Below are 13794 nucleotides of genomic sequence, written 5' to 3'. Positions count from 1 at the left end.
TCTGGCGGTCGGATCAACCACGCGCGGCGGCCAGGGATTCCCTTGCCGCGGCGGCGACGTTCTCGGCGGTGAAGCCGTACTCGGCGAACAGTGCCTGGGCGTCGGCGGAGGCGCCGAAGTGTTCGAGGGAGACGATGCGTCCTGCGTCACCCACGAACCGGTACCACGTCAGGCCGATCCCCGCTTCCACGGCGACACGCGCTCGCACGGACGGCGGAAGGACGGCCTCGCGGTAGGCGCGGGGCTGCTGCTCGAACCACTCCACGGACGGCATCGACACCACCCGGGTGCCGATCCCCTCGGCTTCGAGCCGCTCGCGCGCGGCGACGGCGAGCTGCACCTCGGAGCCGGTCGCGATGAGCACGACGTCCGGCGTGCCGGTCGAGGCCTCGCGCAGGACGTAACCGCCCTTGGCGGCGTCCTCGTTGCGCTCGTACGTCGGCACGCCCTGGCGGGTCAGCGCGAGGCCGTGCGGGGCCGGGTCGGTGGCGTGCCGGCGCAGGATCTCCGCCCAGGCGACGGCGGTCTCGTTGGCGTCGGCGGGCCGCACGATGTTCAGGCCCGGGACGGCGCGCAGCGAGGCCAGGTGCTCGACCGGCTGGTGGGTGGGGCCGTCCTCGCCGAGGCCGATGGAGTCGTGCGTCCACACATAGGTGACCGGCAGCTGCATCAGCGCGGACATCCGGACGGCGTTGCGCATGTAGTCGGAGAACACCAGGAAGGTGCCGCCGTAGATACGGGTGTTGCCGTGCAGGGCGATGCCGTTCATGACCGCGGCCATGGAGAACTCGCGGATCCCGAAGTGGACGGTACGGCCGTAGGGGTCGGCCTCCGGCAGCGGGTTGCCCCGCGGCAGGAAGGAGCTGGCCTTGTCGATGGTGGTGTTGTTGGAGCCGGCCAGGTCGGCGGAGCCGCCCCACAGTTCGGGGAGCACCGCGCCGAGCGCCTGGAGCACCTTGCCGGAGGCGGCACGGGTGGCCAGGGACGCGCCGGGTTCGAACACCGGGACGGCGTCCTCCCAGCCTTCGGGGAGCTGACCGGCGACGACGCGGTCGAAGAGCCGGGCGCGCTCGGGGTGGGCGCCGCGCCACTTGTCGATCCGCTTGTCCCAGGCGGCGTGTGCCTCGGCGCCCCGGTCGAGGGCGCGGCGGCTGTGCGCCAGCACCTCATCGGCGACCTCGAAGGTGCGCGCGGGGTCGAGACCGAGCAGCCGCTTGGTGGCGGCGATCTCGTCCTCGCCGAGCGCGGAGCCGTGGGAGGCCTCGGTGTTCCGGGCGTTCGGGGCGGGCCAGGCGATGATCGTGCGCATGGCGATGATCGAGGGGCGCCCGGTCTCGGCCCGGGCGGCCTCCAGCGCCGCGTGCAGGGCGTGCACGTCGACGTCGCCGTCCTCGGTGGGCGCGATGCGCTGGGTGTGCCAGCCGTAGGCCTCGTACCGCTTGAGGACGTCCTCGGAGAACGCGGTGGCGGTGTCGCCCTCGATGGAGATGTGGTTGTCGTCGTAGACGAGGACCAGGTTGCCCAGCTTCTGGTGGCCGGCCAGCGAGGAGGCCTCGGCGGAGACGCCCTCCTGGAGGTCGCCGTCGGAGACGATCGCCCAGACGGTGTGGTCGAACGGGGACTCGCCCTCGGGGGCCTTGGGGTCGAACAGACCACGCTCGTAGCGGGCGGCCATCGCCATGCCGACGGCGTTCGCGACGCCCTGGCCGAGCGGTCCCGTGGTGGTCTCCACGCCCGCGGTGTGGCCGTACTCGGGGTGACCGGGGGTCTTCGAACCCTGGGTCCGGAAGGCCTTGAGGTCGTCCAGCTCCAGCTCGTACCCGGCGAGGAAGAGCTGGGTGTAGAGGGTCAGCGAGGTGTGGCCGGGGGAGAGCACGAAGCGGTCCCGGCCGGTCCACTCCGGATCGGCGGGGTCGTGGCGCATCACCTTCTGAAAGATCGTGTACGCGGCGGGCGCGAGGCTCATCGCGGTGCCCGGGTGGCCGTTGCCGACCTTCTGTACGGCATCCGCCGCCAGCAGGCGTGCGGTGTCGACGGCACGCCGGTCGAGTTCGGTCCATTCGAAGCGGTCCGGGGTCTGCGTGCTCATCTTCAAGAAATCCTTGGTGAGAGTGGGTTTCCTGCTCTGACGCGTTCAAAAGTAAAAGTCTGACTTTTTCTAGGGAAGGTCGCCGTGTGTCAGCCTGTGGTGAAAGTGGGACACCGGGCGCGTGATCGAGGCGGAACGAGCAGGACATGGGAGACAGAACGGTGCAAGACGGCGGCGAGGACGGGATCAGAACCTTCCCCTTCCCGGTCGACCGGAGTGTGCTGGGCGTCGGCATGCAGGTCGGCCCGATGCGCCCCGGCCGCAGCTGGCACGCCGATGTGCCGCTGGAGCGGGTGCACCGCATCGACTTCCATGTCGTGATGCTGTTCGGTGCGGGGCCCGTCCGGCACATGGTCGACTTCACCGAGTACGAGGCGGGCCCCGGCGATCTGCTCTGGATCCGCCCGGGGCAGATCCACCGCTTCTCGCCGACGAGCGAGTACCGGGGAACCGTCCTGACCATGCAACCCGGCTTCCTGCCCCGGGCGACGGTGGAGGCGACGGGCCTCTACCGCTACGACCTGCCGCCCCTGCTCCACCCCGACGAGCCGCAGCGCAGCGCCCTCCAGGCGGCGCTCGACCAGCTGCGCCGCGAGTACAAGGACACGGCGACCCTTCCCCTCAGCCTGCACACGGCGGTCCTGCGCCACTTGCTGTCGGCGTTCCTGCTGCGCCTGGCGCACCTGGCGGCCAGCTCCGAGGAGGCGGCCCGCCGCGACGCCGGCTCGGCCTTCACCCTCTTCCGGGACGCGGTGGAACGCGGCTTCGCCACGAACCACAGCGTGAGCGCGTACGCCGATCAGCTCGGCTACTCACGCCGCACCCTGGTGCGCGCGGTACGGGCCGCGACGGGGGAGACCCCGAAGGGCTTCATCGACAAGCGGGTCGTCCTGGAGGCCAAACGGCTGCTGGCCCACACGGACCTGCCGATCGGGCGGGTCGGGGTGGCGGTGGGTTTCCCCGACGCGGCGAACTTCTCCAAGTTCTTCCACCAGCACACGGACCTGACCCCGGCGGGCTTCCGGGCGGAGCTGCGCTAGCGGAGGAGGGGCCGGGATTGCACCGACGCGCGCCGGCGGCCCGGAGTTCCTCGCTCGGAATCCGGACCGCCGGCGCCTCACCGCTCCCCTCAGCGGCGGAAGTTGAACCAGTTGACGTTCACGAAGTCGGCGGGCTGTCCGCTGGAGAAGGTCAGGTACACATCGTGGGTGCCCGTCACCTCGGCTGTCCAGGCGCACCTCGACCAGTCCGCTCACCCCGGACCCGGCCCGGCTCGCGACCCGGGCGACGAACTGAGTGGCCGCCGTGGACCCGAAGTCGACGCCCCGGAACAGCGCCCAGTCGCCGTTGCCGATCGCGCCGATGTTCTGGCCGCCCCCGGTGTCCGAGGTCGCCTCGGTGATCGTGCCGGACTGGCTGTCGCGGGACTCGGCCCGGATGGCGCTGTAGGCGTCCCGGTTGCCGGTCGGCGGAGGTGTGGTGCCGCCGCCGGAGCCGCCGCCGGGCCCGCGCCCGCCGTGAGGGCGGCGGCGGGGACCGTGCGAGACGCCCACGGCAGGCCATCCTGGTACATCCACGTTTGCGCCTGCATCGTGCCGCTCGGACCTGGGGCGGACCTGTGAACCGGCGGTGCGCCGGATGAGATTCCGTGCGCCTCAGACCTTCGTCGGTACGGGCGGCTCGGCCGCCGGTGCCGCCGCCTCCCGCAGCCCGAACCGGTCATGGAGCCGCCGCAGCGGACCGGGCGCCCACCAGGCACGGCGGCCGAGCAGCGCCATCGTCGCCGGGACCAGCAGCATCCGTACGACGGTGGCGTCGATCAGCACCGCCAGGGTGAGCCCGAGGCCGATCTGGAGGATGGGCGAGAAGCCGCCCGTCATGAAGGCACCGAAGACGATCGCCAGCAGCAGCGCGGCACAGGTCACCACGCGCCCGGACCGGCGCAGCCCGGTCACCACGGCCTCCCGCTCGTCCTCGCCCCGCTCCCTGGCCTCACGCATCCGGGCGAGGATGAACAGCTCGTAGTCCATGGCGAGCCCGAAGGCGATGGCGATGATCAGCGGCGGCGCGGTGAGGCTCAGCGCGCCCAGACCCTCGGCGCCCAGCAGCCCGGCCAGATGCCCGTCCTGGAACACCCACACCACCGCACCGAGCGCGGCGCCGAGACTGAGCAGGGTGGTCGCGATGGTGCGCAGCGGGATCAGCACCGACCCGGTGAAGGCGAACAGCAGCACGAAGATGCCGCCGAGGACGGTCACGGCGGCCCAGGGGGCCCGTGCGGCGAGCATCTCCCGGAAGTCCACCAGCCGGGCCGCGGACCCGGTCACCTCGACCGGCTCGTCGCCGCGCAGCTCCCGGATCCGCTCCACGAGACCGGTCGCCGCCTCGCCGTCGACGCTGCCCGGCGGCCGGACCTCCACCACCGTGGTGCCGCCCGGCAGCTGACGGGACTCGGCGCCGGACAGCGCGCCGATCCGCTCGGCGGTCGCCGGATCGGTGCCGGGCCGGACGACGACGGTGACCGGGGAGACGCCGGTACCGGGCGGGAAGTGGGCCTCGACGGTGTCGTACAGCTGCCGCGCCTCGGTGCTCGCGGGCAGCTGCCGGGCGTCGCCGAGGTTGATCGTCAGCCCGGCGACCGGCAGCGCCAGGACCAGCAGGACCGGCACGACGGTGGCCACCACGGCGATCCGGCGGCGCGCGGCGAACCGGGCCAGGCGGGCGAAGAGGCGGCCCTCCTCGGCATCCGGCCGGACCCGCGCGGGCGGGATCTTCCCGCCGAACCTCGTCAGCAGTGCGGGCAGCAGGGTGACCGCGGCGAGCATGTCGACGACCACCACGGCGGCCACCGCCAGACCCATGCTGCGCAGGAACACGCTCGGGAAGACCAGCAGCCCGGTCAGGCTGACGGCGACCGTGAGCCCGGAGAACAGCACGGTCCGCCCGGCCGCGGCGACCGTGCGGTGCACGGCCGCCACGACGTCCTCGGTGTGCCGGCGCTCCTCCCGGAACCGCACCAGCATCAACAGGGCGTAGTCCACGGCGAGTCCGAGGCCGAGCATGGTGGTGACCTGGATGGCGTAGACCGAGATGTCGGTGACCTCGCTGAACGCGAACAGCGCGAGGAACGCGCCCGCGATCCCGCTGACCGCGATCACCAGCGGCAGGGCGGCCGCCCGCAGCCCGCCGAACACGACGAGCAGCAGGGCGAGTACGACGGGCAGGGAGATCAACTCGGCGTTCTTGACGTCCTCCTGGGCCCGTTCGCCGAGCTGCCTGCCGAGCAGTTCACCGCCGCTGACATGGACGTCGGGCGCCTCGATCTGCCGGATGCGCTCGGCGGCGGCGTCCGTCGCGTCCGCCTCGGCGTCGTCGTCGAGGCCGCCCTCGAAGGTGACCGGGATGATCAGGGCCCGGCCGTCCCGGGCGGTGAGCCCCGGCGTGCCGTACGGATCGGGTACGGCGGCCACTCCGGCGATCTCCCGGACCTCGGCGACGGCCCGTTCGACCTGGGCGCGCACGGCGGCGTCGGCGACCGATTCGCCCGCGACGACGGCGGTGACGGTCTCCCCGGTCGGGTCCAGGCGGGACAGGTACTGCTCGGCCAGTTCCGACTCGGTGCCGGGGACGTCCGGCACATCGTCGGAGAGCCGCCCGAAGACGCCCGTGCCGAGGCCGAAGCCGAGCAGCAGGAAGAGCAGCCAGAGCAGGATGACGGTGAGCGGGCGGCGGGTGGCCGCCCGGGTGAGCGTGGAGAGCACGGGGGCCTCCGGGGCCGTTGGACGGTGGACATGTGCTCTCAGGTTGGTCCCGGGCCGGGGCGCACCGGATCGCCGGAGGGAGCGGTTTGCCGGGCTCCGTCGCACGGGGGAGAAACGGGCCGGACTCACTCGTACGAGGGAGGGGGCGGCGGGAATCATCCGGCCCGGCCCGGGAGTTGTCCGGTCAGGAGCCGCTGATCACGAAGGAGTGCCGATGTCCGAGGAACCGGGAGTCCGCGAGCTGCGCCTGGTGGTCACCGCGGCGGACTACGACGCCGCACTGCACTTCTACCGGGATGTCCTGGGCCTGCCCGAGAGAGCGGCGTTCTCCTCGCCGGGCGGCCGGGTGAGCATCCTGGAGGCGGGGCGGGCGACGCTGGAGCTGACCGATCCGAACCACGCGGAGTTCATCGACGACGTCGAGGTCGGACGGCGGGTCGCCGGGCACATCCGGGTGGCGTTCCAGGTGGACGACTCCGCGGCGGTGACGCGGGAGCTGGCCGAGGCCGGGGCGGAGGTCGTCGCCGAGCCGACGCGCACGCCCTGGAACTCGCTCAACTCCCGGCTCCAGGCGCCGGGGGCGCTGCAGCTCACCCTCTTCACCGAGCTGGGGGAGGATCAGGACCGATCCTCCCCGGGGGCCACCAGACCGGTCTCGTAGGCGCAGATCACCGCCTGCACCCGGTCCCGCAGCCCCAGCTTGCTCAGCACATTGCTGACATGGGTCTTCACCGTGTGCTCGCTCACGAACAGGGCCGAGGCGATCTCCGCGTTGGACAGTCCACGGGCCAGCATCCGCAGCGTCTCCGCCTCGCGGGCGGTGAGGACGTCCAGGCGCTCGGGCGTGACCTCGGCGGCCGCCTCCTGTCTCCGGCGGCGCACCAGGTCGGCGACGAGCCGGCGGGTCACGGTCGGGGCGAGCAGCGAGTCGCCGGCCGCGACCACCCGGACGGCGTGAACGAGGTCGTCGCGGCGGACGTCCTTCAGCAGAAAGCCGCTGGCGCCCGCGTACAGCGCCTCGTACACGTACTCGTCCAGGTCGAAGGTGGTCAGTATGACCACCTTGCAGGCGGACTGCGCGCACACCCGCCGGGCCGCCTCCAGGCCGTCCATGACGGGCATCCGGATGTCGAGGAGCAGTACGTCGGGCGCGTGCTGCCGCACCGCGGCGACCGCCTCGGCGCCGTCCCCGGCCTCGGCGACCACCTCGATGTCCGGCTGCGCCTCCAGGATCATGCTGAAACCGCTGCGGACCAGCTCCTGGTCGTCGGCGACGACCACCCGGATGCTCACCCCAGCGCCGCCTGCCGGTCATCGGCCGGGAGCCGTACGACGACCTGGAAACCGCCGTCGTGGCCGCGCCCGGCGCGGGCGCTGCCCCCGCAGGCCGCGGCGCGCTCACGGATGCCGATCAGCCCGTGTCCGCCGCCCGGTCCCGAGGGGCCACGGCCGTCGTCCGTCACCGACACTGTCAATGCGTCCTCCGCCCAGTCGAGAGCGACGGTAGCGGAGGAGGCGCAGGCGTGCTTCACGGTATTGGTGAGGGCCTCCTGCACGATCCGGAAGGCGGCCACCTCGGTGTCCGGCGGCAGCGGGCGCGGCTGCCCCGCGCTGCGCAGATCCACCCGCAGCCCGGTGGACTCGGTGACCTGCCGGACCAGGCCGGGCAGCGCCGCCACGCCCGGCTGCGGCAGCCGCCGCGCCCCGCCCTCGCGCTCCTCCTCCTTCAGGACGCCGAGGATCCGCCGCAGCTGCGACATCGCGTCCCGGCCGGTCGTCGCGATGGCGTCGAACGCCGCCTCCGCGCGGACCGGATCGGTGCGCATCACCACCGGTCCCGCCTCGGCCTGCACCACCATCAGGCTCACCGCGTGGGCCAGGATGTCGTGCATGTCCCGGGCGATCCGGGCCCGCTCCTGGGCCGTCGCCCGAGCCGTGTCCGCGGCCCGCTCCCGTTCCAGGCGCCGGGTCCGGTCCACCAGGGCGGCGGTGTAGGCGCGCTGCACCCGGGCGAGCATGCCGAGGCCGTACGCGCCGACGACGCTCAGCAGCTGGAAGGCGTACTCGAAGGGCAGCGGCTCCTCCTTGTGCTGCATGGTGAGCACGACCCCGAGGATCCAGCCCGTGAGCATGAACCGGCGCTGCCAGGCCCGGCCCTGGGCGGCCATCGTGTACAGGACGATCAGACCGGCGTACATCACGTCCGGCGGGGGCGCGTGGTACCAGGCCATCGCGGGGGTGGCCACCGACACCGCGCACGCGGTGGCGAACGGCGCCCGGCGACGCCAGACCAGGGGCAGCGCGGTGGCCGCGGCCAGCAGCCAGCCCTGCCAGGTCAGCCTGTGGTCCCCGTCGTCCCGGAAGAGCCACTGGAGGGAGGCGGCGAACAGCACCAGCGCGGCGAGCGCGGCGTCGACGACGTACGGGTTCGCCGTGCGCAGCCGGGCGGCGGCGGGGGCGAGCCAGGTCGGCGGGGACATGGGCGGCTCCTCGGGGCAAGAGGCCGTTCCAGTATCGGAGGCCGGACGGGGCGACGTCCTCACCGGTGAGAGGGATATCCGCCCTCCGTTTGTGATCGCTTCGATGCCGCGGAGAAGGAACCAGGAGTCAGGACCTTTCCCTCTCAAAGGTCGAAACAGAGCGTTCACAGCGTGTGCATGGTCATGGACCGACGGCTGCGACCACCATCGTCTGCGGATGCCCTGCCCGCCGCCTCCAGGAGTCACGTATGCCGAGCCGCCGCCGAGTCCTCACCGCGGCCGCCGCCGTGCCGGTCGCGGCCGGGGCGGTCACCGCGTGCGACGAGGGGCCCGAGCCGCCGGTGCCGGTGGCCGACGGCAAGCAGGCCTCGGCCGTGCCGGCCGTGCGCTCCGGCACGGACCGGCTCAGCTTCGTGGTGATCCTCGCCGACGACCTCGGCCACGGTGAACTCGGCGCCTACGGCCAGAAGCTCATCCGCACCCCCCGCCTGGACGCCCTGGCCGCCGAGGGCCTGCGCTTCACCGACGCCTACGCCACCGCCCCCGTCTGCGCGCCCTCGCGCTGCTCGGTGCTCACCGGACTGCACGCCGGGCACGCCACCGTCCGCGAGAACCCCTGGGGCCCGGGCGGCCAAGGGGCGCTGACCGAACGGGACTTCACCTTCGCCGAGGCGCTCCGCGCGCTCGGCTACCGCACCGGCATCTTCGGCAAGTGGGGCTTCGGACCCGAGCTGCCGGACCAGCCCAGCCACCCCAACTCCCGAGGTTTCGAGGAGTTCCACGGCTACATCGGGCACCGCCACGCCCACGACTACTTCCCCGAGTACCTGTGGCACAACGGCACCCGGCAGGAGATCCCCGCCAACCGCGGCGGCGCCCGCGAGGTGTACGCGCCCGACCTGCTGAAGGAGCGTGCGCTGGCCTTCCTGGACGCGCACCGCGCCGAGCCGTTCCTGCTGTACCTGACCCCGGCCCTGCCGCACGCGCCCAGCCACACCCCCGACGACGGCGGGTACGGCGACCGCCCCTGGCCGGGCCCCGACCGGCGGCACGCCGCCCAGGTCACCGCCTTCGACGCGCTGGTCGGCGACGTCGTCGACCGCCTCACCCGGCTCGGCGTGGCGGACCGCACCCTCGTCCTGGTCACCAGCGACAACGGCCCGCACGAGGAGGGCCGGACCGACCCCGACCTCTTCGACGCCAACGGCCCGTTGCGCGGCTACAAACGGAACCTGTACGAGGGCGGCGTCCGCGTCCCGCTCATCGCCTGGTCCCCGCGGCACATCCCGGCCGGCACCACCGACCGCCCCACCCCGCTGACCGACCTGCTCCCCACCCTCGCCGACCTCGCCGGCGCCCCCGCCCCCACGGACCTCGACGGCCTCTCGCTGGCCCCGCTGCTGCGCGGCTCCGGCCACCCGGCCCGCCACGACCACCTGTACTTCTACCGCAATCACAGCGGAGTCACCCCGCGCTCCGACGCCGTCGACCGGGGCCGGGGCCGCCGGCTCGCGGAGGCGCTGCGCCGCGGCGACCTGAAGGCGGTGCGCTTCGCCCCGGGCCAGGACCGCGGCGTCCCCGACGACGAGTGGGACGTGGAGCTGTACGACCTGTCCCGGGACCCCGGCGAGCAGGACGACCTGGCGTCGGCGCGCCCGGCCCAGGCGGACGCGCTGGTACGGCTGATGCGTGACTCCTGGTCGCCCACCTACCCCCGCAAACCCTTCGGCCTGACACTGGAGGTCACCGGCCGGGCGCCGGACCTCCTCGTCACCGCGACCCTCGCCAACGGCTCCGCCCGCCCGTGGACCGCCCCCCGCCTCACCCTGGGCGCCCCCGGCGGCTGGGACATCCGCGCCCTCGACCCGGTCACCGCCCCGCTGCTGCGGGCGGGCGACGATCTGACGGTCCGCTGGCGGATCACCCCGGCCCAGGTCACCTCCGACACGACCCTCGCCTGCCGGGCCACCGCCCGGCACGCGGGGAAGGACGTGACGTACCTGGCCCGCACGGTGCTGGGCTGAGCGCTCAGCGCCCCTCGGGGAGCCACCCCAGCGCGCGCGAGATCCCGCGCGCCGCGATCCGCACGGCCGGGGCCAGCACCGGTACCTGGGCGTCGGCCTCGGGAACCACCACCGACACCGCCGCGACCACCGCGCCGCCGGTTCCCCGTACGGGCGCGGCCACCGACAGGGCGTCGTCGGTGACCTGACGGCTGCTCACCGCCACTCCCGTACGGCGCACTTCGGCCAGCTCGCGGCGCAGCCGGGCGGGGTCGGTGATCGTGTACGGGGTGAAGGACGCCAGCGGCCCGGAGCAGTACTCCTCCTGGCGGGCCGGGTCGTCATGGGCCAGCAGGGCGAGGCCCACCCCGGTGGCGTGCAGGGGCCAGCGGGCGCCGACGCGGATGTGGACGCCGACCGCCGAGCGGCCCGAGAGCCACTCGATGTAGACGACCTCCGGGCCGTCCCGCACCGCCAACTGCACGTTCTCGTGGGTCGCTTCGTACAGGTCCTCCAGGAAGGGCAGCGCGGCCTGCCGGAGGGCGAGGCCGCGCGGCGCCAGTGCCGCGATCTCCCACAGCCGCAGCCCCACGTGGTAGACGCCGCCCGGGTCGCGTTCCAGCGCGCCCCACTCGGTGAGGGCGCCCACCAGACGGTGTGCGGTGGTCAGGCTCAGCCCGGCCCGCCGGCTGATGTCCGTCAGGCTCAGCGCCGGATGCTCGTGGTCGAAGGCGGCGAGCACGGACAGCAGCCGGTCGGGCGCGGAACGAGGGGTCATGGCCGGGCGTCTCCCGGGTGGGCCAGATCGTAGGGGTGGGGGTAGGGGGCCGGACTGTACCCGGTGTAGCGGGGCTCGGTGCTGGAATCGGTCTGCCGCGCACGGGAGTTGAGCGCACGGGGCGAGGCGTCCCAGCGGCCCGTGTCCAGCCGGGCCCGCAGCGTGTGCAGGGCGCCCACCGTCTCGCCCGGGGTGAACGTGCAGTGGCCGGCGGCGTCGACGTAGGCCTGCGCCAGCAGTGCTCCCGAGCCCGCCGCGGTGGCGGCCCTGCGGTAGGCGCTCTCCGCCTGGACGGGGATCAGGGTGTCGCCGGTGGTGTGGATGGTCAGCTGGGGGTCGGTGAGACGGCCGGTGAGGACGCTGGTGTCCCGCATCCACCGTACGGCCGGGGCGTCGGCGGTGACCCGGGGCGCCCGGCGCAGGGCGTGGAGGTCCTCGCGCAGGGAGACGTCCGCCTCCTTGTAGAGGCCGGCGACCTCCTTGTACAGCGGGGAGCGGTGGAGCATGGCCGGGTAGTCGACGCCCGTGTTCCAGGACGGGTTGCCGCCCGCCCGGGTCTCCGCCTCCTGACGCCAGCTGAAGGCGGGGAGCTGGACGAGCCCGGGCAGGGCGTCGCCGGGGATGCCGTGCAGAGCGGCGGCGAGGGCGATCCGGGCGCGGCCCTCGGGGGTCTGCCGGGCGGCCGTCAGGTCCGCGGCGAGCGACGCGGCGGCGTGCTGCGCCTCGGTGTGGTCCGCGAAGCCGGTGAGCCGGACGTCCGAGCCGAGCAGGGTGTCCAGCGCGAACACCGGGTCCAGCGTGCTGTTCCAGTTCGCCACCCCGCCCTGCACCAGGCCGCACATCGACAGCGAGCCGTCGAAGCGGTCGGCGTGCCGTTCGGCGAGCGTGGTCGTGACCAGTCCGCCGTAGGACGTGCCCCAGGCGAGGGTCTCGTCGGCCGGCCCGAACTTCTCGGTGAAGACGTCGAGCGTGGCGAGCTGGTCGGGGACGGCGTCGGTCACGGCCCAGCCGGTGGTGGCGTAGGAGGAGCCGATCAAGGCGTACCCCTGGTCCAGGAGTTCGGCCCGGGTGGCCGGGTCGGGCGCGTTTTGGGGCGGGTTGGGCGAGCCGGCGGGCCGGTAGCCGTGGCTGTACAGCAGGACCGTGCCGTTCCAGTTCGCCGGTACGTCCATCAAGTAGGCCGCGCCCGAGGGGAGATGGCCCTCCAGGTGGGTGTCCGCGGCGGGCGGGGCGGCGGCCGTGGTGAGGGTGACGGCCAGTGCGACGGCGACCAGGGTTCTCAACGGGGTGTCCCTTCCGGGGTGGGGGTGGCGGAACGGGCCGGGGCGGGTTCCAGGGCGTCGGTCCGGGTCTCGCGGATCCGCCACACGGTCAGCGCGGTGATCGCCGCGCCACCGCACAGCAGCAGGGAGACGGGCGTGCTGTCACCGCCGTTCGAGGCGAGCAGACTGCTGGCGATCAGCGGGGAGAAGCCGGCGCCGAGCAGGGTGGCCCCCTGGTAGCCGAGGGAGGCGCCGGTGTAGCGGACCCGGGTGCCGAACATCTCGGTGAGCAGGGCGCCCAGCGGGCCGTACATCGTGGACTGGGCCACGCCGTGGCCGAGCGCGAGGGCGAGGATCAGCAGGCCGGGGGAGCCTGACTCGACCAGGGCCAGGACGGGGAAGGCGAGCGCGGCGGAGGCGACGGCGCCGGACAGCACGACCGGGCGGCGGCCGACCCGGTCGGACAGGGCGGAGGCGGCGGGCAGGACCAGCAGGGCGACCCCGGAGGCGACGGTCACCGCGGTGAGCACCTGCGAGCGGCTGTACCCCTCGTCGACCGCGTACGTGATCATGAAGCTGGTCAGCAGTGACTGCGCGGTGAAGGCGCCGATGCCGACGCAGGCGGCCAGCAGCACCGGCTTGGGGCGCCGCAGGACCTCCAGCACCGGTGGCTTCTCGCGCGGCGCGGGCTTGGTGAACAGAGGGCTCTCGGCGACCTTGAGGCGGACGAACATGCCGACGCCGAGCAGGACCACGCTCAGTAGGAACGGCACCCGCCAGCCCCAGGAGCGGAAGTCGTCGTCGGGCAGCGCGGAGACCGCGGTGACCACTCCGGCGGAGAGCAACGAGCCCAGTGGCGCGCCGAGTTGGGTGAAGCTGGACCACAGCCCGCGCCGCCCGCCCTGGGTGCGCTCGGCGTGCTCGACGACCATCAGGGTGGCGCCGCCCCACTCCCCGCCGATCGCGATGCCCTGCACCACGCGGAGCAGGACCAGCAGCACGGGCGCCCAGACGCCGATCGCGTCATAGGTGGGCAGCAGACCGATCAGAAAACTCCCGCTGCCCATCAGCAGCATGGTCAGCAGCATCATCGACTTGCGGCCCACGCGGTCGCCGAAGTGGCCGAAGAGGATGCCGCCGACGGGGCGGGCCAGATAGCCGGCGGCGAAGGTGCCGAAGGCGGCGATCGTGCCGACGGCGGGGTCGGCGTCGGGGAAGAACAGTTCGCCGAAGACGAGCGCGGCGACGGTGCCGTAGACGAGGAAGTCGTAGAACTCGACGGCGGTGCCGAGCAGGCCGGACAGGGCGACTCTGCGCAACTGCCGGGAGTCGGGGACGGGCGGGGATGGCTGCACGGTGGGCTCCCTGGGGGACGGTGCCGATGCCCCCGTGAAGTTAGGCAGTGCTCGTGCAGCCGTCAA

The 13794-nt window shown here is 73.5% G+C and carries 10 protein-coding genes and 1 pseudogene; 3 read left to right on the top strand and 8 right to left on the bottom strand.

Annotated elements, in window-relative coordinates; translation table 11 throughout:
* Window positions 1-13: 13 nt before the first annotated feature.
* A complete protein-coding gene (gene tkt / locus ACFYW5_RS24435) occupies window positions 14-2089 on the bottom strand; it encodes a transketolase (RefSeq protein WP_389419190.1) in 2076 nt (691 codons plus the stop codon).
* A 146-nt stretch (window positions 2090-2235) separates the two neighbouring features.
* On the opposite strand from tkt, the gene ACFYW5_RS24430 reads away from it, so the two are divergent.
* Window positions 2236-3129, top strand: coding sequence for a helix-turn-helix domain-containing protein (locus tag ACFYW5_RS24430; RefSeq protein ID WP_389419189.1), 894 nt, complete (start codon window positions 2236-2238; stop codon window positions 3127-3129).
* Window positions 3130-3218: 89 nt separating this feature from the next.
* Here the strand turns inward: ACFYW5_RS24430 and ACFYW5_RS24425 are convergent.
* Both ACFYW5_RS24425 and ACFYW5_RS24420 read right to left on the bottom strand, forming a co-directional pair.
* A pseudogene (locus ACFYW5_RS24425) lies at window positions 3219-3582 on the bottom strand (carbohydrate-binding protein); the annotation flags it as partial.
* Window positions 3583-3744: 162 nt separating this feature from the next.
* Complete coding sequence (locus tag ACFYW5_RS24420) at window positions 3745-5850, bottom strand: MMPL family transporter (RefSeq protein ID WP_389419188.1); 2106 nt, start codon at window positions 5848-5850, stop codon at window positions 3745-3747.
* 214 nt (window positions 5851-6064) lie between these two features.
* Here ACFYW5_RS24420 and ACFYW5_RS24415 point away from each other — a divergent pair, with 214 nt between their 5' ends.
* A complete protein-coding gene (locus ACFYW5_RS24415; RefSeq protein ID WP_389419187.1) occupies window positions 6065-6511 on the top strand; it encodes a VOC family protein in 447 nt (148 codons plus the stop codon).
* Here ACFYW5_RS24415 and ACFYW5_RS24410 read toward each other — a convergent pair.
* Entirely contained in the window at window positions 6469-7143 is a 675-nt protein-coding gene (locus ACFYW5_RS24410) for a response regulator (protein ID WP_389419186.1), read from the bottom strand. The genes ACFYW5_RS24415 and ACFYW5_RS24410 overlap by 43 nt on opposite strands.
* Window positions 7140-8330, bottom strand: coding sequence for a sensor histidine kinase (locus ACFYW5_RS24405; RefSeq protein WP_389419185.1), 1191 nt, complete (start codon window positions 8328-8330; stop codon window positions 7140-7142). The genes ACFYW5_RS24410 and ACFYW5_RS24405 overlap by 4 nt, the downstream gene beginning before the upstream one ends.
* 248 nt (window positions 8331-8578) lie before the next feature.
* On the opposite strand from ACFYW5_RS24405, the gene ACFYW5_RS24400 reads away from it, so the two are divergent.
* A complete protein-coding gene (locus ACFYW5_RS24400) occupies window positions 8579-10354 on the top strand; it encodes a sulfatase-like hydrolase/transferase (protein WP_389419184.1) in 1776 nt (591 codons plus the stop codon).
* A gap of 4 nt (window positions 10355-10358) precedes the next feature.
* Here ACFYW5_RS24400 and ACFYW5_RS24395 read toward each other — a convergent pair whose 3' ends face one another.
* The 3 genes from ACFYW5_RS24395 to ACFYW5_RS24385 are packed head-to-tail and all read right to left on the bottom strand — an operon-like array spanning window position 10359 to window position 13728.
* Window positions 10359-11111, bottom strand: a complete 753-nt coding sequence (locus tag ACFYW5_RS24395) for an IclR family transcriptional regulator (protein WP_389419183.1) — start codon at window positions 11109-11111, stop codon at window positions 10359-10361.
* On the bottom strand, window positions 11108-12394 hold the full coding sequence (locus ACFYW5_RS24390) for an alpha/beta hydrolase family protein (protein WP_389419182.1): 1287 nt from the start codon (window positions 12392-12394) through the stop codon (window positions 11108-11110). Before ACFYW5_RS24390 ends, ACFYW5_RS24395 begins: the two co-directional genes overlap by 4 nt.
* Complete coding sequence (locus ACFYW5_RS24385; protein ID WP_389419181.1) at window positions 12391-13728, bottom strand: MFS transporter; 1338 nt, start codon at window positions 13726-13728, stop codon at window positions 12391-12393. The genes ACFYW5_RS24390 and ACFYW5_RS24385 overlap by 4 nt, the downstream gene beginning before the upstream one ends.
* Window positions 13729-13794: the final 66 nt, after the last annotated feature.

The organism is Streptomyces sp. NPDC002779, assembly GCF_042888685.1.
In the GTDB taxonomy this organism is placed as follows: domain Bacteria; phylum Actinomycetota; class Actinomycetes; order Streptomycetales; family Streptomycetaceae; genus Streptomyces.
Note: the sequence above shows the minus strand (reverse complement) of the source record. Positions and strands in the feature narration are given on the sequence as shown.